The sequence below is a fragment of the Methylorubrum rhodinum genome, assembly GCF_014199935.1.
Taxonomy (GTDB): Bacteria; Pseudomonadota; Alphaproteobacteria; order Rhizobiales; family Beijerinckiaceae; genus Methylobacterium; species Methylobacterium rhodinum.
The window spans coordinates 229,145-250,710 of sequence record NZ_JACHOP010000005.1; the positions used below are offsets into that span (position 1 = coordinate 229,145).

At 71.1% G+C, this 21,566-nt stretch carries 21 protein-coding genes; 11 read left to right on the forward strand and 10 right to left on the reverse strand.

Annotated elements, in window-relative coordinates; all coding sequences use genetic code 11:
• Positions 1–11 precede the first annotated feature (11 nt).
• Both HNR00_RS08735 and HNR00_RS08740 read right to left on the reverse strand, forming a co-directional pair.
• Complete coding sequence (locus HNR00_RS08735; RefSeq protein WP_183567991.1) at positions 12–1,658, reverse strand: formylmethanofuran dehydrogenase subunit A; 1,647 nt, start codon at positions 1,656–1,658, stop codon at positions 12–14.
• Positions 1,652–2,728: a molybdopterin-binding domain-containing protein gene (locus HNR00_RS08740; RefSeq protein WP_183567994.1), complete on the reverse strand. Its 1,077-nt coding sequence runs from the start codon at positions 2,726–2,728 to the stop codon at positions 1,652–1,654. The genes HNR00_RS08735 and HNR00_RS08740 overlap by 7 nt, the downstream gene beginning before the upstream one ends.
• A gap of 585 nt (positions 2,729–3,313) precedes the next feature.
• On the opposite strand from HNR00_RS08740, the gene HNR00_RS08745 reads away from it, so the two are divergent.
• From HNR00_RS08745 to HNR00_RS08785, 8 genes are all read left to right on the forward strand, one after another.
• Complete coding sequence (locus HNR00_RS08745; RefSeq protein WP_312886018.1) at positions 3,314–4,309, forward strand: beta-ribofuranosylaminobenzene 5'-phosphate synthase family protein; 996 nt, start codon at positions 3,314–3,316, stop codon at positions 4,307–4,309.
• 111 nt (positions 4,310–4,420) lie between these two features.
• The gene (gene mtdB, locus HNR00_RS08750) at positions 4,421–5,314 is read left to right on the forward strand and encodes an NAD(P)-dependent methylenetetrahydromethanopterin dehydrogenase (protein WP_183568000.1); all 894 of its coding nucleotides are present in this window, start codon (positions 4,421–4,423) and stop codon (positions 5,312–5,314) included.
• Positions 5,315–5,400: 86 nt separating this feature from the next.
• Positions 5,401–6,708 carry an ATP-grasp domain-containing protein gene (locus tag HNR00_RS08760; RefSeq protein ID WP_246390463.1) on the forward strand — a complete coding sequence of 436 codons (1,308 nt, stop codon included), beginning with the start codon at positions 5,401–5,403 and terminating at the stop codon, positions 6,706–6,708.
• Complete coding sequence (gene mch / locus HNR00_RS08765; RefSeq protein WP_183568003.1) at positions 6,638–7,609, forward strand: methenyltetrahydromethanopterin cyclohydrolase; 972 nt, start codon at positions 6,638–6,640, stop codon at positions 7,607–7,609. Before HNR00_RS08760 ends, mch begins: the two co-directional genes overlap by 71 nt.
• Positions 7,610–7,868: 259 nt before the next feature.
• Positions 7,869–8,783, forward strand: coding sequence for an ATP-grasp domain-containing protein (locus HNR00_RS08770; protein WP_183568007.1), 915 nt, complete (start codon positions 7,869–7,871; stop codon positions 8,781–8,783).
• Positions 8,780–9,631, forward strand: coding sequence for a triphosphoribosyl-dephospho-CoA synthase (locus HNR00_RS08775; RefSeq protein WP_183568010.1), 852 nt, complete (start codon positions 8,780–8,782; stop codon positions 9,629–9,631). The genes HNR00_RS08770 and HNR00_RS08775 overlap by 4 nt, the downstream gene beginning before the upstream one ends.
• 235 nt (positions 9,632–9,866) lie before the next feature.
• Positions 9,867–10,379, forward strand: a complete 513-nt coding sequence (fae, locus tag HNR00_RS08780; RefSeq protein ID WP_108939831.1) for a 5,6,7,8-tetrahydromethanopterin hydro-lyase — start codon at positions 9,867–9,869, stop codon at positions 10,377–10,379.
• A 428-nt stretch (positions 10,380–10,807) separates the two neighbouring features.
• Positions 10,808–11,902 (forward strand): helix-turn-helix transcriptional regulator, encoded by a 1,095-nt coding sequence (locus tag HNR00_RS08785; protein ID WP_183568013.1) that lies wholly within the window; start codon positions 10,808–10,810, stop codon positions 11,900–11,902.
• An 81-nt stretch (positions 11,903–11,983) separates the two neighbouring features.
• On the opposite strand, the gene HNR00_RS08790 is transcribed toward HNR00_RS08785, so the two are convergent.
• Positions 11,984–12,685: a HisA/HisF-related TIM barrel protein gene (locus HNR00_RS08790; protein ID WP_183568015.1), complete on the reverse strand. Its 702-nt coding sequence runs from the start codon at positions 12,683–12,685 to the stop codon at positions 11,984–11,986.
• A 3-nt stretch (positions 12,686–12,688) separates the two neighbouring features.
• Here HNR00_RS08790 and HNR00_RS08795 point away from each other — a divergent pair, with 3 nt between their 5' ends.
• Positions 12,689–13,723, forward strand: a complete 1,035-nt coding sequence (locus HNR00_RS08795; RefSeq protein WP_183568017.1) for a hydantoinase/oxoprolinase family protein — start codon at positions 12,689–12,691, stop codon at positions 13,721–13,723.
• A 56-nt stretch (positions 13,724–13,779) separates the two neighbouring features.
• Positions 13,780–13,980 carry a hypothetical protein gene (locus tag HNR00_RS08800; RefSeq protein WP_183568019.1) on the forward strand — a complete coding sequence of 67 codons (201 nt, stop codon included), beginning with the start codon at positions 13,780–13,782 and terminating at the stop codon, positions 13,978–13,980.
• A gap of 3 nt (positions 13,981–13,983) precedes the next feature.
• On the opposite strand, the gene HNR00_RS08805 is transcribed toward HNR00_RS08800, so the two are convergent.
• The 7 genes from HNR00_RS08805 to HNR00_RS08835 all read right to left on the reverse strand — a co-directional run bounded on the left by HNR00_RS08805 (position 13,984) and on the right by HNR00_RS08835 (position 20,107).
• The gene (locus tag HNR00_RS08805; protein ID WP_312886019.1) at positions 13,984–14,919 is read right to left on the reverse strand and encodes a YVTN family beta-propeller repeat protein; all 936 of its coding nucleotides are present in this window, start codon (positions 14,917–14,919) and stop codon (positions 13,984–13,986) included.
• A gap of 282 nt (positions 14,920–15,201) precedes the next feature.
• Positions 15,202–15,732, reverse strand: a complete 531-nt coding sequence (locus HNR00_RS08810) for an SRPBCC family protein (RefSeq protein WP_183568021.1) — start codon at positions 15,730–15,732, stop codon at positions 15,202–15,204.
• 166 nt (positions 15,733–15,898) lie between these two features.
• Positions 15,899–16,483 carry a DUF447 domain-containing protein gene (locus HNR00_RS08815; protein WP_183568023.1) on the reverse strand — a complete coding sequence of 195 codons (585 nt, stop codon included), beginning with the start codon at positions 16,481–16,483 and terminating at the stop codon, positions 15,899–15,901.
• Positions 16,484–16,487: 4 nt separating this feature from the next.
• The gene (locus HNR00_RS08820; RefSeq protein WP_183568025.1) at positions 16,488–18,065 is read right to left on the reverse strand and encodes a DUF6513 domain-containing protein; all 1,578 of its coding nucleotides are present in this window, start codon (positions 18,063–18,065) and stop codon (positions 16,488–16,490) included.
• Positions 18,062–18,610, reverse strand: a complete 549-nt coding sequence (locus tag HNR00_RS08825; protein WP_183568027.1) for an amino acid kinase family protein — start codon at positions 18,608–18,610, stop codon at positions 18,062–18,064. Before HNR00_RS08825 ends, HNR00_RS08820 begins: the two co-directional genes overlap by 4 nt.
• A 185-nt stretch (positions 18,611–18,795) precedes the next feature.
• Positions 18,796–19,488 (reverse strand): (5-formylfuran-3-yl)methyl phosphate synthase, encoded by a 693-nt coding sequence (locus HNR00_RS08830; RefSeq protein WP_312886020.1) that lies wholly within the window; start codon positions 19,486–19,488, stop codon positions 18,796–18,798.
• A gap of 82 nt (positions 19,489–19,570) precedes the next feature.
• Entirely contained in the window at positions 19,571–20,107 is a 537-nt protein-coding gene (locus HNR00_RS08835) for a DUF3280 domain-containing protein (protein ID WP_183568033.1), read from the reverse strand.
• A 196-nt stretch (positions 20,108–20,303) separates the two neighbouring features.
• Here HNR00_RS08835 and pedA1 point away from each other — a divergent pair, with 196 nt between their 5' ends.
• A complete protein-coding gene (gene pedA1 / locus HNR00_RS08840; RefSeq protein ID WP_183568036.1) occupies positions 20,304–21,536 on the forward strand; it encodes a lanthanide ABC transporter ABC transporter substrate-binding protein PedA1 in 1,233 nt (410 codons plus the stop codon).
• The last annotated feature ends 30 nt before the right edge of the window (positions 21,537–21,566 follow it).

The window sequence follows — 21,566 nt, forward strand, 5'->3', positions numbered from 1 at the left end:
GGTTCTCTTCCTCACGCCCGGCACGCCACGTCTTCGAACGTCCCGGTGTTGTCCGGGAACGCGGCGTCCGGCACCGCGAAGGTGTCGAGGCCGGCGCCGAAGCGGTCCTGCAGGTAGGTCTCGGCGCGCTTTTCCATGCCGGCATCCGCCTCGACGTTCAGCGACAGCGTCTTGCCGGAGAACCACGCCACGACCTCGCCGTCCTCGACGATCCTTTGGCCGTCCTTCAGCACCAGCTTGGCGTGGGAGAACATCGCCGTGCGGTTCCGGTCGTCGCGGTAGATCGCGATGTCGGCCTTGGCGCCCTCGCGCAGGTGGCCGCGGTCGGTCAGCCCGAGGAGTTTAGCCGGACCCGAGCGGGTCAGCTGCGCGATCTCGCTGAAAGAGTATTCGCGCTCGATCTTGGGCAGGCCGGAGCGCTCGCCGACGACCGGGGGCAGCGTCGCGATTTCCTTGGCCCGCTCCTCGGCATCCATCAGCAGGTGGATGATGCGCGGATACTCGGTGAAGACGCCGCCGTTGGGGTGGTCGGTGGTCAGGATGGTGCGCTCGGGGTTCGACGAGAGCAGCATCAGCTCCAGGCCGATCGCCCATTGCAGCGAAGAGACCGGGCCGCGCGGCCGGTAGAGGAACGGCACCACGCCGCCGCCCTCGGCGTCGCCCGCCGTGAGCACCCACTTCTTGGGCTTCGCGCCTTTCCGGCCGCCGAACTGGCGCAGGATGTCGAGCGAGATCGTCACGGTCTGGCCGAACACCACCTGACCGACGTCGTAGGTGGCATTGGGATGGGCCTCCATCGCCGCGTTGATCCGCTCGGCGGCCGAGCGGAAGCCGCCGGTCATCGGGTTCTCGGGGTCGGCGACGCCGTAGGCGTAGAACTGCGCGTGGGCGAAGTGGATGCGCCGGCCTTCCGCGGCTTCCAGCGTCGCGACGAGCGAGTCGTCGGCGCCGGGGAGCCCCAGATTGTTGCAGTGGACGTGCAGCGGATGCGGCACGCCGATCTCTTCCACCGCGTCGAGCAGCGCCGACATGATCTTGCGGGTGGTGAGACCGTAGCAGGGAATTTCGTCGTCGAGGCTGAGCTTCAAGACGCCGTCCTTGAAGGCCGAGGCGCCGCCCGCGTTGATGCACTTGACGCCCAAGCCCCGCGAATGGGCCAGCGTCTGCTGCACGAGATCGCGCACCGCCGCCTTGCCCTCGCCGTCGCGCAGGAGCTGGAGCAGGTGGTCGTCGTTGCCGAGGACGGCCAGACCGCCGCGGTCGAGCAGCGGGATGTCGGCGAGTTCGAGATGGGTCGCGAGCGCGTTCGAGGGCGGCAGCGCCGGCTCGACCGCGGTGGTGTAGCCCATCCGGGCGTAGTTGGCGCCGATCCAGCTGCCCGAGCCGCCGGCATGCGCGAAGGGATGGCCGTTGGGCGCGGATTCGCTGACATAGAGGTCGGGCAGGAGCAGGCGGCTCATCACCACGTTGCCGCCCGCGATGTGCGAGTGAACCTCGACGCCGCCGGCCATCACGACGCAGCCGGTGGCGTCGATGGTCTCGTCGGGGGCGCGGTCCGACGGGGCGACGACGCGGCCGTCCTCGATCCAGACGTCGCCGACGCCGTCGCGTCCGGCGGTCGGATCGACCACCCGTCCGCCATGGATACGGGTCAGCATGAGACACCCTTCTCGATGAGGCGGTCGCGGATGCGGGCGAGCACGTCGGCTGCGGTCTCGGCCTCGGCCGGAGCGGTCGCATCCGCGTAGGCGATGACGCCGCGCCGCTGGTTCCACAGCGCCCCGCCGACGCTCTCGCCCGGCACGCCGACGGTGATGACGACCTCCGCGGTCTCGCCCGCGGCCTCGGTCGAGCCTTCGCCGACGATGGCGACGGTCGGCAACGTGCCGAGCCAATCCGGGCGCGGCGCGGGAAGCGCGGCGAGCCACAGCGCGGCGTCGGCCTCGCCCGCCGCGATCTGGCGGGCGCTGTCGAAGCGCCACGGATCGTGCTCCGGCAGATGCCGGCCGAAGCCGACGCGGGGCGCCTGACCGGTGATCCAGGCGGAGAGCTGCACCGCGGCGCGGCCCTGGAACGGGTCGGCGAGCGGCAGCGTGAAGAAGCGGGTGGTCTCGTTGAGATCGCGGATCAGGCCCTGGAGCATCTCCACGCCGAGTTCGCCAAGCTCCTCCGCGTCGTAGACGACGACGCCGTACTGGGCCGCGAACAGGCGCTTGGCCAAGTCCGAAAGGGCCTCCTCGCCCGCGAGATGCCCCTTGGCGAAGGCGCGCAGGTGTCCGAGGGAGACGGCCAAGCCGCCCGCATCCGCGCCGTAGGCGACGTGGCGGATCGCGCCGTTCTGCGGCCCGCCGAGCGAGAGCAGGGTGCGCTCGGAGCCCGAGGCCCGGCCGCGGCGGATCGGGGCGGCAGCGATCTCGCCGATCAGGTCGCCGTCCCAGGGGCGATGCCCAAGGATCAGCACCACGTCGGCGCGGCCTACGGTCTCGGCCCGGGTCGTCGTCAGGGCGCCGCCCGCGCTCAGCGCGCCGAGTTCGGCGTAGACGCTTGTGCCGGCCACCGGATCGAGCGAGGCGCCGAGCGTCTCCGCGAGCCGATAGGCCGCGCGCAGGCCCGCCACATCCGCGTTCAGGCCGGCGAGCACCGGCACGCGTGCCGCGGCGAGCAGCTCGGCGGCGGCCGCCACCGCCGCGTCCACATCCGCCGCGCCCCCCTTCACCCAGGCTGCCATGATTCCTCACCGTCGCTTCTTCGGGCACCCCCGCACTTGAGGGCGGGGCGAAAGACGGCCGTGTCCGAGAGACGCCGGAGAGGGCGCCCTTGGTGGAGCCTCGATGTCCCGCGCCGTCGAGGGCGGCGGGCAGACGCTCGGACCGGCTCCGCGAGGGAGCGTGGTGGTTTTGCATTCCTGTCACCGCGCCCGCAAGTCCCCCCTTGCCAATCCCGCCACGGTTTTCCGAATGGGAATTCCCGCCCATCGGGCGGGGGGATGGGAAAACGGCGGAGACGGCGCGGACGTCGGCAGGGGCCGATCCTACTCCGCCGGCATTCCGGGGCTCGCCAGAGGCGAGAACCGAAATCCACGACTGGCCTCCACGATGCCGCTTCAGCCGGGCATCCCGCATCACGGGTGGATTGCACGCCTCCGGCGCGCCCCTTCGGGTCCGGGTTCCGCTCCGCGGTCCCGGAATGACGGGGGTGGATGACAGTGCGGTGGCGTAGGCGCCTTCGTGGTTGTCGCGGGCGCCGCCGCATGGGACAAGCCGCGCGCCGGGACCGAACCGGTCCCGGCAGCATGACAAAGAGGGAAGCGACGGTGGCCGAGGTCCCGCAACGCACGGGTGAGACCGCGACCGGACCGGTGGCAGGATCTTCCGCGGGTGTCCGCGTCCGCGCCCCGGCGCGCCTGCATTTCGGCTTCCTCGATCTCAACGGCAGCCTCGGGCGCCGCTTCGGCAGCATCGGCCTCGCCCTCGACGCGCCCGCGGTGCAGCTCGTGGCCCGCCCCGCCAAGCGCGTCGCCGCCACCGGCCCGGAGGCCGAGCGGGTGCGGGCGAACCTGCTCGCGGCCGCCGCCTATCTCGACGTACCCGACACCGTGGCGGTCGAGGTCGAGGAGGCGATCCCGCCCCATGCCGGCTTCGGCTCGGGCACGCAGCTGGCGCTGGCGGTGGCCGCCGCGCTCGCCCGTCTCAACGGACGCCCCTTCGCCCCGGCCGACTTCGCCGACGTCTTGGACCGCGGCAACCGTTCCGGCGTCGGGCTCGCCGCCTTCACCGAGGGCGGGCTGATCGTCGATGGCGGGCGCGACGAGTCCGGCGCGCCGCCCCCGGTCATTTCCCGGCTGCCCTATCCGGTGGACTGGCGGGTCGTGCTGATCCTCGACGAGGGCATGACCGGCGTGCACGGCTCGCGCGAGACCGAAGCGTTTCGCGATCTGCCGCCCTTCGATCCCGGCGAGGCCGCCGAGATCTGCCGCATCGTGCTGATGCAGATCCTGCCCGCCGCCGCCACCGCCGAGCCCGACGGCTTCGGCGCCGGCATCACCGCGATCCAGACGCGCATCGGCGACCATTTCGCCCCGCACCAGGGCGGGCGCTACGCCAGCCCCGCGGTGGCCGAGGCGCTGGCCGCGATCGCACAGAGCGGCGTGCCGGGCTACGGCCAGAGTTCCTGGGGGCCGACCGGCTTCGCGCTGATGCCCTCGCAAGCCGACGCCGAGCGGCTGGTCGCCTCGCTCGCGCGGCCGGGGCGCCTGCGCTTCGTCATTGCGCGGGGGCGCAACGACGGCGCCGCGATCACCGATCTTTAGATTTTTTTCGTCAGGACGCTCGCGAGCGAACCTGCGCTTGACGGGTGCGGGTGCGATACGCTTTGCACCTGAAGCGGCCTTTTGAGACCGCGATCACGGGAGAGGACACTGATGGCCCGCTCGATCCTGCACATGCTGACGCCGCTCAAGCATATGAGCCCGTTCGACGTGAACATGGCGATCGATGCCGGCTTCGAGACCCTGATCCCCTACACGGGCGTCACCCTGCCCGACGTGGTCTCGCTGACCCAGGACTCGATCTTCTCCCGCGCGCCGCAAGACGGCATCCGCACCGGCATCTTCATCGGCGGCAAGAACGCCGAGGACGCCCTCGACATGATGGACCGGGCCAAGAAGGCGTTCGTGCCGCCCTTCATCAACCACGTCTTCGCCGATCCGGCGGGCTCCTTCACCACGGGGGCCGCGATGGTCGCCGAGGTGAACCGGGCGCTGAAGGCGAAGTTTTCGACCGATCTCAAGGGCAAGCGCATCGTCATCTTCGGCGGCGCGGGCGTCGTCGCCTACGTGGCGGCGGTGATCGGCGCGCTGGAGGGCGCGCAGACCGTGCTCGTCGGCCATGACGGCGAGGAGCGTGTCTCGAAGATCGCCTTCACCATGAAGTGGCGCTTCGGCATCGAGGTCGGCGCCGTCGACGGCACCCTGCCCGAGGCGCGCCGCGCGGCGATCACCGACGCCGACGTAATCCTCTCCGCCGGCCCTGCCGGCATCCCGATCCTGACGGCCGAAGACCTCGAATCCGCGCCGAAACTCTTGGTTGCCTCCGACGTCAACGCCGTGCCGCCCGCCGGCATCGCCGGCATCGACGTGAACGCCAAGGACGTGCCGCTGCCGGTCGGCAAGGGCGTCGGCATCGGCGCGCTCGCCGTCGGCAACGTCAAGTACCAGACCCAGTGCCGGCTCTTTCGCAAGATGCTGGAGGCTGACGAACCGCTCTGCCTCGACTTCCGCGACGCCTACACGCTCGCCGTCGAGATCGCCGGCTGACCGGCCCGCGCATCCGCGAGGGCGGCGCGCTCCTGATCGCCGCCCAGTCCGGCCGGGCGCTCGCCCAGGCCGCGCGGCGGGCGGGCCTGCGGCCGTTCGTGCTCGACCTGTTCGGGGACGAGGACACGCTGGCGCTGGCCGAAGCGCACCGCCCGCTGCCGGGCCGCTTCGGCGCGGGGCGGCGGGACCGGGTCGCGGTGCTTTCGGGGCTGGCAGCGCTTGCCGCGGAGGCCGGAGGCGCCCCGCTCGGCGTGATGCTCGGCAGCGGGTTCGAGGGCGCGCCGGACCTGATGGCCGAGATCGCCGGGCGCTTCCCGCTGCTCGGTGCGACGCCCGCTGCTGTCGCCGCCCTGAAGGACCCAGCGGGCTTTGCTGCCCTGTGCGACCGCCTCGCGATCCCGCATCCGGCGCTTTCACCCGTTTCCGGTGGGCCGTCGGAGCCGCGTGGAACACGCGTTCCCCTCCCCCTTGCGAGGAGGGGTAGGGGTGGGGGTGGTTCAGGACGGATCGCCGAGCCTCCTCCGGCACCACCCCCACCTCCTACCTCCTCCCCGCAAGGGGGAGGAGAGGCGCCTTTTTCGGCTCATCTTGCGTCAGCGGAGCGCAGTGCGTGGCTCCTCAAGCGCGCCGGCGGCTGCGGCGGCTCGCATATCCGCTTGAGCGCCACCGGCGCGGTGCCGCCCGGCCATTACCTTCAGCAAAAAGTGACCGGCCGCGCCTTCGCCCTCAACTTCCTCAGCGACGGCTCCCGCATCGAGCCCCTGGCGCTGACCGAGCAATGGCAGGCGCCCTCCCGCCTCCGCCCGTTCCGCTACGGCGGCGCGCTCGCCCGCGGCCGGGACGAGCCGCACCCGGTCGCCTCTGCCTTGCGTGAGGCCATCACGGAGTCCGTCGCCCGGATCGTGCGCGCCACGGGCCTGACGGGTCTCGCCAGCGCCGACCTGCTGATCGACGGCGAAAACTGGTGGCTGCTCGAGATCAACCCCCGCCCCGGCGCGACCCTCGACGTGCTCGACCGGCGCCCGACGCCCCTGCTTCTCGCGCATATCGAGGCAAGCCTCGGCCGCCTGCCGACCCTCGAGCCCGCACCCCCGGATGCAACAGGCGCCGAGATCTGTTACGCGGCCCGGACTTACGCGGCCCTGCCGCCGCTCGACTGGCCGGCCCACGTCCACGACCGGCCGCGGGCCGGCAGCCGAGTGGGGCGCGACGCCCCGATCTGCACGGTGACGGCGACCGGGGCGGACGCGGCGACGGTCAAAAGGAATTTGCGGGCACGGGCGGATGCGCTCCGCGCCCGCCTCGACGACACGGAGAACAGGCATGAGTTCCAACACGACCGTCCCGAGCCTCAACGCCCTGGCGAACCCGCTGGTCGAGAGCCTCGTCGCTGACGCGGCCAAGCTCCGGCTCGTCGTCGCGCAGGAGAACGGGGCGCGCACGGTCGATGCCGGCGCCAACGCCCGCGGCTCGATCGAGGCCGGCCGGCGCATCGCCGAGATCTGCCTGGGCGGCCTCGGCACCGTGTCGATCGCGCCGACCGGCCCGATCGCCGCCTGGCCCTACACGATCGTCGTCCATTCCGCCGACCCGGTGCTGGCCTGCCTAGGCAGCCAGTATGCCGGCTGGAGCCTCGCCGACGAGGAGGGCGATTCCGGCTTCTTCGCCCTGGGCTCCGGCCCCGGCCGCGCGGTCGCCGTGGTGGAGGAACTCTACAAGGAGCTGAACTACCGCGACAACGCGGGCAAGACCGCGCTGGTGCTGGAATCGGCCAGCGCCCCGCCGGCCTCGGTCGTCCGGAAGGTCGCCGCCGCCACCGGGATCGCGGCCGAGAACGTCACCTTCATCTACGCTCCGACCCAGAGCCTCGCGGGCGCGACCCAGGTGGTCGCCCGCGTGCTGGAGGTGGCCCTGCACAAGGCCCACACCGTCGGCTTCGACCTGCACCGCATCCTCGACGGCATCGGCTCGGCCCCGCTCTCGCCGCAGCACCCGGACTTCATCCAGGCGATGGGCCGCACCAACGACGCCATCATCTACGGCGGCCGGGTGCAGCTCTACGTCGATGCCGACGACGCGGACGCCAAGCAGCTCGCCGAGCAGCTCCCCTCGACCACCTCGGCCGACCACGGCGCCCCCTTCGCCGAGATCTTTTCCCGCGTGAACGGCGACTTCTACAAGATCGACGGCGCGCTGTTCTCGCCGGCCGAGGCCATCGTCACCTCGGTCAAGACCGGCCGCACGTTCCGGGGCGGCCGCCTGGAGCCGACGCTGGTGGACGCCTCGTTCACGTAACAAGCGCGCCGTCATCAACCCTCCCCCCAACGGATATCGGGCTTGCCCGATATCCGCATGCTAAGTCCTCAAGTCGGGCAGGCCCGATTTGAGGTGGGGGAGGGTGCCTGCGGAGCAGGCGGGAGAGGGGAGCGACGGTTCCGGAGAGTTCGCGGTCGAACGCGGCCAAGCGGCACCGTCGCTCCCCTCTCCCGACCCTCGCTGACGCGAGGGCCACCCTCTCCCGCGGAGGGGAGAGGGAGAAAAAACGGAAAAAAGAATGCGCATCGGGCTCGCGGCCGACAACGGCAATTGGCACAAGGCGCGCCTGCGCGCGGCGCTGCAATCCTTCGGCGTCGAGCCGGTCCTGTTCTCCCTCGCCGACGTGGCGGTCGTCACCGGCGGCGGCGAGCCCCTGCGCGTGCCGGGCTTCGAAGACGGCCTGCCCGACGGCGTCCTCTTGCGCACCATCGCGGGCGGCACGTTCGAGGCCACCACGATGCGGTTGGGCGTGCTGCACGCGCTCGTCGCCTCCGGCGTCACCGTCTGGAACGGCCCCGTCGCCATCGAGCGCTCGGTGGACAAGGCCGCGACCTCGTTGCTGATCGCCCGCGCCGGCCTGCCGACGCCGGACACCTTCGTGGTCTCGAAGCGCGAGGCCGCGGCCGAGATCGTCGCCCGCGAGGCGCGGCCGGGCACGCCCATCGTCCTCAAGCCCCTGTTCGGCTCGCAGGGCGAGGGGCTGATGCTGATCGAGCACCCCGACGCGCTGCCGACGCCGGAGGCGGTGAGCGGCGTCTATTATCTCCAGCGCTACATCCCCCGCGCCGACGGGCTGTGGCGCGACTACCGCGTCTTCGTCTGCGAGGGCCGGGCCATCGCCGGCATGATCCGCGAGGGCGACGGCTGGATCACCAACGTCCACCGCGGCGGTCGGCCCCACGCCTGGGACGTGCCGGCCCGCGCCGCCGAACTCGCCGAGGCCGCGGCAGCGGCTGTCGGCGTCGATTACACCGGCATCGACCTCGTCGAGGACGGGGAGGGCGGCTTCCTCGTGCTGGAAGTCAACTCCATGCCGGCCTGGTCCGGCCTGCAGCAGGTGACCGAGACCGACATCGCCGCCGCGGTCGCCCTCGGCTTCCTCAACGCGGTGCGCGCCGCCCGCCCGCCGCGGCTGGTCTCGGCGCTCGGATGAGCGCGCGGCTGCCCTCCGCCACGGTGGCCGACTTCTACCGCGCCGCGTGTCTGGCCGAACTCGACGCGCTGAAACCCGGCAACGTCCACGCCTACGCCCCCGGCCACCGCATGGTGACGGCCGACTTCGTGGCCAGCGCCGAGGTCTCGGCCCCCCCGCTCGCCGCATCCGGCGCGCGGGTCGGCGCGCGGGTGCTGGGCGGCGTCGAGGCGACGTTCGCGGCGGTCGGCCAGAACACCAATCTCGGCATCCTGCTTCTCTGCGCGCCGCTCGCCCGCGCCGCGGAGGCCGACGGGCCGCTGTTCGAGGGCTTGTCGGCGGTGCTCGGCGGGCTCGACGCGTCGGACGCCGCCGATGTCTTCGCCGCGATCCGCCTCGCCAGTCCCGGCGGCCTGGGCAAGGCCCCCCGTCACGACGTGACCGATGCGGACACCGTCCCGCCGCTCCTGGATGCGATGGCGGAGGCCGCCCACCGCGACCGCATCGCCCGCGCCTACACCGACGGGTTTCGCGATCTTTCCGGGATCGGCCTGCCCGCCCTCGCGCAGGCCCGTGCAAAGGGCCTCGCCGCACCCTGGACCACGACCGCGGTTCATCTCGCCTACCTGACCGCGGTGCCGGACAGCCACATCGCCCGCAAGCACGGCCCCGAGCGCGCCGAGGCCGTGCGGATGCAAGCCGCCGCGCGGCTCGCCGGGCTCGACCTCGCCCAAGAGCCGCTGGCGGCGCTCCTCGACTACGACCGATTTCTGAAACGTGAAGGCTTGAATCCCGGCACGAGCGCCGACTTCACGGTCGCGACCCTGTTCGCCGACGCCCTGCTGGCGGCCCGCGGCGAAAGGATGTGAGCCCTCGCCCGCGAGGGAACGAAAAGTCTTCCCGTCAAGGCCCCGATCGGTCCAAAAAATCGCCGATTTCAGGCGCTTGCGCGGGTTGTTCGGGGCAAAAGCCCGCTGTAGGGTCCGCCGCGCTGTCCGGGCTAACCGGCTCGGCCCCCTGCCGGGCGCCGCGAACAAGGATGGCCTCGGGCCCCGCCTTCTCTCAGGGCGGGCCTTTTTTCAGGAATGCAGGGAGAGACCCCCAATGGCAAAAATCACCAAGGTTCAGGTTGGCGAAGCCCTCGTCGGCGACGGCAACGAGGTCGCCCACATCGACCTGATCATCGGACCGCGCGGCTCGCCGGCCGAGACCGCCTTCTGCAACGGCCTGGTCAACAACAAGCACGGCTTCACCAGCCTGCTCGCCGTGATCGCGCCGAACCTGCCGTGCAAGCCGAACACGCTGATGTTCAACAAGGTCACCATCAACGACGCCCGTCAGGCCGTCCAGATGTTCGGCCCCGCCCAGCACGGCGTCGCCATGGCGGTGCAGGATGCGGTTGCCGAGGGCATCATCCCGGCGGACGAGGCCGATGACCTGTACGTGCTGGTCGGCGTGTTCATCCACTGGGAGGCGGCCGACGACGCCAAGATCCAGAAGTACAACTACGAGGCCACCAAGCTCTCGATCCAGCGCGCCGTGAACGGCGAGCCGAAGGCTTCGGCCGTGACCGAGCAGCGCAAGTCGGCGACCCACCCCTTCGCCGCCAACGCTTAGATCGGACACAGTCCTGGGCAGAGCGAGCCTCCGCCCGCACCGCGGGGCCTGCTCCAGCGACTGGCTTCGATCTTCCTCGGACGTTGATGGATCGGGACGGCTTCGGCCGTCCCTTTCTTTTTGGGCGATGCTGTCGTCCGGGCGTGCGACAACTGGAAGTGGGCGACCTCCTGGAAAATCGCCTCAAAGCCGGCGGCGGGCTTCGAACGCGAGATGACGCTCCGGAGCAGGACGGAACCTTGGCCCGCATCCGGGACCTCGCAGGCCTCGGCCTTCTTCTTGCCTCGGTCTCGCTCGCGACGACTGGCCTTCGTGCTCGTCGACATGGGCCTGAACTCAGAGGGGCCGATAAGATCCGATAGGGACCCATCAAGCGACTATGGAGCGCCGACTCGAGCATCCTGTCGGATGGAGGAGGATGTCCAGCGATGACGGACGCGCTCGTCGACCGGATCTATGAGGCGAGCCTCGTCCCGGAGCACTGGCCCTGCCTGCTCGAAGACCTTGCCTGCCTGTCCGGCTCGGTTGGCGGCGTGATGTTCGCGACAGACACCGGGACCCTCACCCGTTGGACGGCCGCCGCCACGACCAGACAGATGGTCGTGGCCTACACGGAGAACTCGGATGTCCCGCCGAATGACCGGCCCCGCTTCCTCCGCCGGCGAAACTATCTGGGTTTCTTGCGTGAGATAGATTTCCTGCCGCCCGGCCATCTCGACCACGACCCCATCCAACTCTGGTTGAGGACATGGGGACTCGGCTGGCAGTGCGGGACGATGATCCCGATGCCGTCCGGCGAACTGGTCATCATGTCCTTCGACCGCCCCTACGAGCGCGGGCCGCATGCGGCCTCGCTGATGCCGCGGCTCGACGCCTTGCGTCCCCATCTCGCCCGTGCCGCCATGATCGCCGCCCGACTCGGGCTGGAGCGTGCGCGGACGGCCGTCGCAACGCTCGAAGCCCTTGGATTGCCGGCGGCCGTGCTCGATGGCGCGGGTCGCGCGCTCGCGGTCAATGGACTGGTGGCGGGCACGCCGGAGATGCTGACCGGTGCGTATGGCCGCTTGCGCCTGAACCATCCGCCCGCCGATGCCCTTCTGCGGGAGGCGCTCGGCGCCGGCTGGATCGGCGGTGCGGTCCGCTCGGTGGCGCTGCCGAGTTCCGGGACACGCAGCGCAAGCATCGTCCATGTGCTGCCCTTGTGCCGGGAGGCGCAGGACGTCCTCGGCGGCGCAACGCTCGTCGTCCTGACCCACCTCAAGGCGGACGCCAATATTCCCGACGCGGCGCTTCTGCCGGGACTGTTCGATCTCACGCCGCGCGAGGCGGACATCGTGGTGGGGCTCGCGGCCGGCCACTCCCTGCACGATTCCGCGGCGGCAGCGGGGCTGACGGTCGCGACGGCGCGCTCTTATCTGGAGAGCATCTTCCGCAAGACCGGGACTCATCGCCAGGGCCAGCTCGTCGCCCTCGTCAAGGGCCGATCCGGGATCCAAGGCGAAGCCCGGCCCGATCCGGCCTGAGGCCCCGTATCGGAGATCCGTATTCGGCACGCGGCTCCGATCCAGCGGGCCGCATCGGCGTCCTTCGAGAACCTGTAGGGCTTAACGGAACCCGCCATCATGGATCGCCGAGGCGACGAGCGCCCCGGCCGCGCCGACCTCCTCGAGCCGCGCCACGTCCAGGGGGCCACGCACGCCGCCCGCCGCGTAAATCCTTCGGCCACCCGCCCGCGCCAATGCTTGCGAAATCCCCAAAAAATCGGGGCCCGTGCCGGTGCCGACGCGGCCCAGCGTCATCACGATCACTTCATCGGGCCATGAACCGGCCTCGTCGTGCAGCGCGTCCGGCCCGAGTCGCTCGTCGCCGCGGCTGTCGAGGGAAAGGACGGCGCGGTTCCCCAGCGCCCGCACGAGCGCGTCGTCGCGCTGGCTCTCGCTGCCGATCACCGGGCGGCCGAGTCCCGTGCCCAGGAACCGCTCGACCGCGGCGGCCTGCGAAAACCCGGCATCGACCCAGAGCGCGACGCCGGGGCAGGCGCGGGCCACCGCCTCCAGGCTGGCGCGGTCGGGCGCGGTGCCGTCCATGATCGCGTCGAGGTCGGCGACGTAGAGGGTGTCGGCGGCGACCGCGTCGAGGAGGCCGCGGGCGACGTCGGCCGGCGCCGAACCCCTGGCCAAGGGGGTGACGATCGGGGCATAGGCATCGCGCTCGCCCGCGCGGGCGCGGACCACGACGCCGCGGCGCAGATCGATCACCGGGATCAGCCGGAACGGCGCCGCCCGACCTTGCAGAGCGTGAGACATCGCGTGAACCGGACTGAGACCAGGATCGTCGGGTGGGATCTCGGCGGGGTGCATGTCAAGGCGGCGCTGATCGAGGGCGGCCGCGTGGTCGAGGCGGTGCAGGCCGCCTGCCCGCTCTGGCGCGGCATCCCGGCCCTCGACCGGACGTTTTCGGAATTGCCCGACTGGGCGCGCGGCGAGGCCGACCACGCCGTCACCATGACGGGCGAGCTGACCGATTGCTTTGCCGACAGGGCGGACGGCGTCGAGAAGCTCTCGGCCTGGGCCGCCGCCACGCTGAAGGGGCGCGTGCGCGTCTACGCCGGCCGTGCCGGTTTCGTCGCACCCGAAGGCGCGCGCGCGGACTCCGAAAAAATCGCCTCGGCCAACTGGCACGCCACGGCGGCGCTCGTCGGGCGCTGCCTGCCGCGCGCGCTGCTGGTCGATATCGGCTCGACCACCGCCGACCTGATCCCGATCGTCGAGGGGCGCCCGGCGGCCACCGGCTACAGCGACGCCGAGCGGCTGGAGACGGGCGAACTCGTCTATACCGGCGTCGTCCGCACGCCGATCCTGGCGTTTGCCACCCACGCCCCCTGGCGGGGGCGGCGCACCGCGCTGATGGCCGAGACGTTTGCGACCGCCGCCGACATCCATCGGCTGACCGGCGACCTGCCCGAGGGCGCCGACCAGCAGCACAGCGCCGATCTCAAGGGCAAGTCGCTCGCGGAAACAGAGACGCGGCTGGCCCGCATGGTCGGCCGCGACCGGGGGGAGGGGACCAGCGAAGAGTGGCGGGCGCTCGCCGCGTGGTTCGCCGAGGCGCAGCTGCGCCCGCTGCACGACGCCGCCGCGGTGCTGCTGTCGCGGCCCGACCTGCCGCCGGATGCGCCGCTCGTCGTCTGCGGCGCCGGCCGCTTCCTGGCCGAGCGGCTGGCCACCCGGCTCGGGCGCGAGGGGGTGCCGCTCGCCGGCCTCATCGCCGACCGGGTGGCGGCGGAGGGCTCCGAATGGGTCTCGACCTGCGGGCCGGCGGTGGCGGTGGGGCTGATCGCATGAGGAACGGTTTGCGTTCCGCGCGTTGACCGGGACCGAAACGACGAGAGAGGGGAAGAATGAGCGCAGCCCAGAAACTCACCCGAATCCTGGCGACCCGCACGGGGGCGGATGTCGAGCTGGCCTTCGTCACCGAGGACGGCCGCACCACGCGGGTGCTGGCGAGCGACGAGCAGATCGACCGGCTGGTGGACGAGCTGGAGGACATCCTGAACTCGCCCGCCGAGGACGAACCCGGCGAGCCGCCCGCGGCGGCGTGACGCCTACCTCAGAAAATCGCCGAAGGAGCGCGGCCCGTCGCCGGTCTTCACCGTGCCGGTGACCGTCAGGCTCGTCGGGTCGATCAGGCTCAGGGAATTGTCGCCCCAGTTGGCGACCACGATCGTCGTGCCGTCGCGGGTCGCGGCGATGCCCTCGGGATGGTCGCCGACATCGACGGTGCCGAGTTTCTTCATCGTGGCCGGGTCGAACGCCGTCACGGTGTTGGAATACTGGTCGGTGACGAAGCCGCGCTCTCCCGCAAACGCGATGACGTAGGGACGCTGGCCGGTGCCGACGCGGCCGGTCTCGCGGCCCGCCGCGATGTCGATGGCTGAGACGTCGTCGGACAGGACGTTGGCGGTGTAGGCGCGCGTGCCGTCGGGCGAGAGCGTCAGGCCGAACGGGTGGGTGCCGACCGCGATGCGCCGCGTCTCCTTGCGGGTGGCGACATCGATCACCGAGACGGAATCGGATTCGCGGTTGGCGACCAGCAGCGTCGCCCCGTCCGGCGTCACGGCGATGCCCGAGGGCGATTTGCCGGTGGCGATCTCGCCGTCGAGCGCGACGCCGTCCGACGTGGCGCGCAGCACGAACACCCGCTCGGCGAACCAGTCGGCGACGTAGACCTCGCCCGATTTCGGATTGACCCCGACGCCGAGGGGACCGCCGGGCAGGGCAAGTTCGGACAGGACCTTTTCGTTGGCGAGGTCGATCACCGTGACGCCGTGGCCCTCGGGCCGGGTGACGTAGGCGCGCGCCCGGTCGGGCGAGAGCGCAATGCCGGCTGGCGCGCCCGCGACGGGGATCGTGTGCAGGATTTTTTGGGTCGCGAGATCGACGATCTCGACGGCGTTGCCGAGTTGCGTCGTGACGATGGCCTCTTGGGCCGGGGCGGGGGTGGCCGCGAGTAGGAGCAGGCTCAGCGAGAGCCGCTGCACCAAAACCCTCCCCCCACCCAATCTCGGGCTTGCCCGAGATTGGTCACCATCTGCCCAAGTCGGGCAGGCCCGACTTGGGTGGGGGAGGGTGCCTGCGGAGCGGGCGGGTGAGAGGACCGACAGTGCCGCTTGGCCGCCCTCTGTCGGCCATCTCCGGAAGCGGGGTTTCCCCTCTCCCGACCCCCTTCGGGGGCCACCCTCCCCCGCATAGGGGGGAGGGGGTTGGCGGCGCGCTTGTCCGAGCAACATCATCGAGCGCGCCGCCTGCATCATCGTGAAAACCTACGAACCCTTCTCGGCCTTGGCCTTCACGTTTTCCAGGCTCGCCTTGTAGAGGCCGAGCACGGCCTTCTTCGAGGCCTCGTCGTTGAGGTCCGGCGGCGGATCGTTGTTCATGTAGCCGCGGTAGAACGCGCCCTTCCAGGTCAGCTTGGTCTTTGAGCCGTCGCCCTCGACCTCGACGGTGGAGGAATAGTCGTTCACCGGCAGGGTCTTCACGTCGACCTTGGTGATCCGGTACATGTAGGTCTTCTTCTCGGCGTCGTACTTGGCGAGCTCTTCCTCGACCGTGGCGCCGCCCTTGAGGGTCAGCGTGCGGGTCGCCTTGACCTCGTTGCCGCCCTTGCCCTCGGTCTTCTCGACGACCGGGATCCAGCTGCCGTCCTGGAAATTGCCGACGATGGCCCAAACCTTGTCGGCCGGGGCGTTGATCTCGATCGACTCCGAGACCTTCTGGCGGGACGGGCCGTGGGCCTGGGCCGCGAAGGTCACCGTGGCGAGCGCCGCGACTGCGGCGAGCGTCTTGAATCGCATTCTCTTCTTCTCCTCCCGTGGGGCGCTGCCGGAGGGCGGCGCCGCGTCACCCCTCAGTCGATGCGTTCCCACACATCGCCCGCGGCGTCGACTTGGCCAGAGGGCCCGAGCCTCCGCTCACGAAAAATTTGTGGCCGAGCCGGCTGCGATCCGCCTTTTCCGACCGTCATGAGGCCGGCAGGACCCGCTCGCTGCGCCCGAGCGCGGCCGCGACCTTGTCCTCGATCCAGTCCCAGGCCTCGCGCTCGGGCGGACCGGCGGTCTTCTGGATGGCGATGGCGTGGTAGGCCATCTCCGTCAGGATCTTGTCCGGCTCCAGCATGTGCAGCCGGGTCGAGAGGATCGCGGCCTCGATCACGGCCGCTTGCGCCCGGTTGTAGCCGATGAACGGCACGTGGCTCTGCGCATGGACCATGCGACCGCGGTAGCGCGGGCGGGTCTCGTCGTCCTCGATTCCCGCCACCTCGAACTCGGCATGGCCGAAGCAGTCCGCGAGCCGCTTGCCGGGGATTTTTTCACAGTCGACGACAGGCCAGTCGCGGCGACCCGTGACCACGCCGGCGATCACCCGCACGTCGCTGGGGGCCGAGGCGCAGAAATAGGGCCGCTCGGTCAGGTTGGCGATGGTCGGCGAGGGCCGGAACGGGGCGAGCACGAAATCCTCGCCCTCGCGGATCAGGCCGAACGGCACGAGGTGCATCGCGCCGTCCGCCGAGAGGGTGGTGACGACGGTCTCCAGGATCAGCGGCATCGGCTCACCCCCGCTCCTCGTCCGGCACCAGCCGGCCGCAGACGATGCGCGCAGCCTTCGGCTCGCTGAGCGTGTCGCGGGCTTCCTCCGAGCCACGGCCGGACTCGGTCTGCGGCCCGGCGGCATCCTGTTCGGCTGGGATCGCCGCCGCGCGGGCGGCCTCCGGCGCCTCGGGGCCGCTGTGGCGCGTATGCGCCGCCTTCTTCGTCGGGCCGGCCTGCTTGAAGGCGGTGGTGTCCTGCTGGTCGCGGTCGGCGGCGCAGCCCCAGTCGAGCGGCTCGTCCTGCACGTAGCGTTTTCCGAGGCGGAACGCGGTCTCGGCCTTGGTCAGCTCGCCCCCGAGATAGAAGGCGTGGGCGCCGTCGCTTTCCACGCTCAGATCGGGGAAGAAGGCCATCGCGTCGGTGCCGGTCTTGTGAATGTCGCGGTTGAAGACGTGGATGCCGTCCTCGGCCACCGCGATGCGGTAGTTCGGATCGCGCACGTCGGCGGCCTGCGCCGCGATCTCGTCCGGGGTCTGCACGAAGGGGCGCTTGTCGTGAAGTGCCAGTAGCTCCCGGCCGTAGCCCTTGGGCAGGGCCGCATCGGCCTTGGCCGCGTACATCACCCGGCGGGCCGCGTCGTGCTCCTCGACGGTGCGGCGGGTGTGGTTCGAGACCTGCACGATCAGCACGTTGCCGATGGCGAGTTCCGAGCACATGCCGACGAGGAGCGCGGTGACGCCGAGGCTGTCGGCCTCGGTGAGTTCGGTGAGGTTGCCGGTGCCCATCATCATCGCGATGTCGGGCCAGCGGGCGCGGGTGTCGCGGTAGCGGGCGATGGAATCGACGAAGCCGAAATGGATCGGCTCGAGGATCGGGTCGGCCAGGAACGGTTTCCCGGCCTTCACCATCCGCTCGATGGCGCGGTCGAGCGAGGGCAGGTCGTCGGGGCGCATCGGCACGAGGACGGGCACCGCGTCGGTCTCGAAGGCGAGGTCCAGCGTCTCCTCGTTGAGGCTGAGCAGGAAGTCGGCCCCGGCCCTGGCACCGCGGGTGAGTTCGTCGAGGGAGAAGGAATCGACGCTGACCTTGAGCCCCGCCGCCTTGAGGCCGCGCACGCTCTCTTCGAGATGCGGAAAGTCGGTGTCGGGCAGCCCGCCGAGATCGATCACGTCCGCGCCCTTGGCCGCCAACTCCAGGCCCTTTGCGACGATCTCGTCCGGCGTCATCTTCGAGGCATCGACGATCTCGGAGAAGATGCGCAGATCGTGGCGCGAGAGATCGACCTTGCGGGCGGTGAGCCCGAGATAGGCCGGCAGATCGACCACCTCGTCCGGCCCCCGCTCCACCGGCAGGCCGAAATGCTCTGCCAGTGCCTGCGGGTTCGCCCGGCAGCGGCCGGGCAGGACGATGCGGGTCGCACCCTCGGGCATTTTCACGCGGCGCTTGATGATCTCCTCGGTCATCAGCGCGGCGACCTTCACGCCGGCATCCGCGATCGACCAGACGTAGCGCTCGCCCGGCAGGCTCGCGGCGACCTTTTCGAGCCGGGCATGGGCCAGTTTGCCGGTGATGAAGACGAGATGTTCGGGCGCGCTCATGCGGCCTCACTGACGGAGTCGGGGCCGCGCACCACGATCTGGCCGGGATAGAGGGCGGCGAAAAGCGGGAAGGCCGCGTCCACGAGGCCGAGCGCGGCGAGCGCTTCCGGGTCGGTGGTGGGCACGGGCGCGGATTTTTCCAGGATGCAGCGGCCTGCGCCGAGGCGGGTCGCGAGCCAGAGCGCGAGGCTGTCGGAGGTGATGTCCCAGCTCTCCGGGATGTCCGGGCAACCGGCCTTCAGCGCGGCCGGGTCCCAGACGATCGCGCGGCCTTGGGCGAGGGCCTCAGCCACGGCCTCCACGCTGGCGGCGATGGCGAGGCGCGGTTCGAGACTGCAAAACACCTCGGCCATGCGGCCCATGGCGTCGAGGGCGAGGCGGTGGGCCAGCGCGTCGTCGAAGCCCAGCGCCGTCTGGGCGGTCCGTACCGCGTCGGCGAAGGGGCCGCCGCCGGGGACGATGGCGACGCTGTCCTCGGCGCAACGAGCGAGAACAGCGCACAGGCGGGCGCGGTCGGAAACGAGGCTGCCGCCGACCTTGACCACGCGCCAATCCCTCCCCCCTCCGCGGGGGAGGGTGCCTGCGGAGCAGGCGGGAGAGGGGAGCGACGGTGCCGCTTGGCTGCGGTCGAAGGCGAGTTCTCCGGAAGCGTCGCTCCCCTCTCCCGACTCCCTTCGGGGGCCACCCTCTCCCGCGGAGGGGGGAGGGGATTTGGCGTCGCGCCCGTTCATCACGCGGCGTCGGCGCGGCGCGGCATCCGCAAAGCGGCGACGGCCTCGGCGATGCGAGCCTCTTCCAAATCCTGGCGCCGGTCGCCGCCGCGGCAGAGACCGCCGCGGAAGCCGAGATAGTCGGGGCCGAGCGCGGCGAGCGCCGGAATGTCGGCCAGTCGCAGGGAGCCGGCGAGCCCGCTCATCAGCCCGGAGCCGCGGCAGGCGGCGACGAAGGCGGAGAGTTTTGCCGCCGGCAGGATGTCGCGCAGGCCGGTGCCGCTTTTGCCCCGCGTGTCGATCATCGCGCCGGAAAACCCCGCCGCCGCGAGACGCGCCGGAAGATCGGCCCCATCGAAGGAATCCTCGGCGAAGACGACGCCGATCAGCCGGCCCGGCGCCGCGGCGGCGGCTTCCGTGAGCGCGGCGTCGGACGCAGATCCGACCGCGATCTTGATCCAGCGCGGGCCCGCAACCGCCATCGCGGCGACCGCGCTCGCGAGGTTGGTCCCCGTGCCGTCGCCCGCGACCGCGCTGGTGATCGCCCGCCCGTCGATCGCCGCGACGATTTCTTGAACCTTCGCGGCTGGCAGCGCGCCCAAGGCGCCCCGCTCGGGATCCTTGGCATCGATCAAATCGGCGCCTGCGCGCAGCGCGACGCGCGCTTCCGCGGCATCGCGGACGCTGACGAGGAGCCGGACGGGGGGGGACACCTGGGACACGGGAACGCTTAAACGCTCGGACGGGGCGCCTGCGCAAGTCCTCGCGCGAGCATGCCGGGATCGCCGAGAGGCGTTACGAGCGGCCCGGCAGCGGCTCGGCCAGCAGGCGGTTCTTCACGATCCAGCGCGCGGCGTGGGACCAGTCGTCGTCGGTGTTGGCCCGGATCGTCACCTGGCCCTGCCTCACGACCTTGCCGCTCTCGGCCTCGCTGATGGTGACGACGAGGTTGAACAGCTGGTTGGAGCCCTTGTCGGCGAACGCCGTCACGGCGAGTTCGGCGCCCAGCGCCTTGGCGATGGGCGAGACGCAGCCGTTGCACTTGTAGAGCGGGCTCTCCTTGCGGATTTCCTCCGCCTGAGGCGCCAGATCGACGCTCTCGATCCCGGCCTTCTCGGTCAACTGCGCCTTCAGCACGTCGGTGACGAGGCCGAGCCGCTTCTGGTCGGCGGGGGCGGGCTTGCGGCCGTAGGCGAGCGTCGGGTCGTTCAGCTCGGCGGGGAAGATCGCGGCCTTGCGCGCGCCCTCGGCCGAAGCGACGCCGCCAAGGAGCGGCAGCAGCGCGAGCGCCAGGGCGTGACGGCGGACGGCCGGGTGGGCGCGCAGTCTCATGAGGGGACAGCCTCGACGTCTCGTCGCGGCCTGAGGCGCCGCACGGCAAAATATCTCGGGCGGCCGGAGGATTTGGCAACGGCCCGCGCGCATCGTCCCGGTCGGCTCACGCACTTGTTCGCCGGCCATGTCTTAGAAAAATCTTATGTTTTCGCCGTTGAGGCGGGGCGGGCAATGTTGCTAGCGTTGTGCCTGCATGCGCGTTTCCCCGTCTCTCCTCCTCGCCCTCGCGTTTCTCGCGGGAATCCCGGCCGCCCAGGCGCAGGAGCCGAAGGCGGCGACCGGCGAGCCGCCCCCCGCTCCGCCGCCGCAGGCCGGCGGCAACGACACGCATATCGCGATGATCTACCGGCCCGTCCCGGCCCCGTCCTCCTACGACGCGGAGGCCGAGCCCGAGGATCTCGGTGTGGCCGGCGCCCGCATGGCGGTGAAGGATAACAACACCACCGGCCGCTTCACCAAGCAGACCTACGCCCTCGACGAGGTGGCCCTCGAACCGGGACAGGACGCGGTCGCGGCCGCGAAGGACCTGGCGGCCAAGGGCGTGAAATACTTCGCCCTGACGCTCCCGGCGGAAGAGGTGCTGGCGGTGGCCGACGCCCTGAAGGAGGGGGATGCGGTGGTCCTCAACGCGGGCGCCCCCGACGACCGCCTGCGCGGGGCCGATTGCCGGGCCAACGTGTTCCACACGATCCCGAGCCGCGCCATGCAGACCGACGCGCTGGCGCAGTACATGACGCTGATGCGCTGGCGTAAGATTTTTCTGATCGTCGGCCCGACCGAGCGCGACAAGGCCTATGCCGACGCGCTGAAGAACTCGGCGAAGAAATTCGGGCTCAAGATCACGGCGGAAAAACCCTGGACCTTCGGCCCGCTGGCCAAGGCGCGGGGCGACACGCCGACCCGGGCCGAGGCGATGGTGTTCACCCGCGGTCTCGACTACGACATGGCGGTGGTCGCCGACGAGGAGGGCGACTGGGGCGACTACGTCCCGTTCCGCACCGTCGATCCGCGGCCGGTGGCCGGCACGCAGGGGCTGATCGCCACGACGTGGCACCCGACGCTGGAGACCTGGGGCGCGGCCCAGGCGCAGAACCGCTTCCGCCGCCAGACCGGCCGTCTGATGAAGCCCCTCGATTACCAGGCCTGGGCGGCGATCCGCACCGTGGGTGAGGCGGCCACGCAGAAGAAGACCACGGATATCGGCGTGATCCGCCCCTACCTGACGACGCCGGAATTCTCGCTGCCGGCCTACAAGGGCGTCTCGCTCACCTACCGCCCCTGGGACCACCAGCTGCGCCAGCCGATCATCGTGGTGCAGCCCAAGGCCATGGTCTCGGTAGCGCCCGAGCAGGGCTTCATCCACCAGCGCACGCCGCTCGACACGCTCGGCACCGACGAGCCGGAGACGACGTGCAAGCTGAAGTGAGCGCGCGGCTTGCCGCCAGCCGCCCACGCT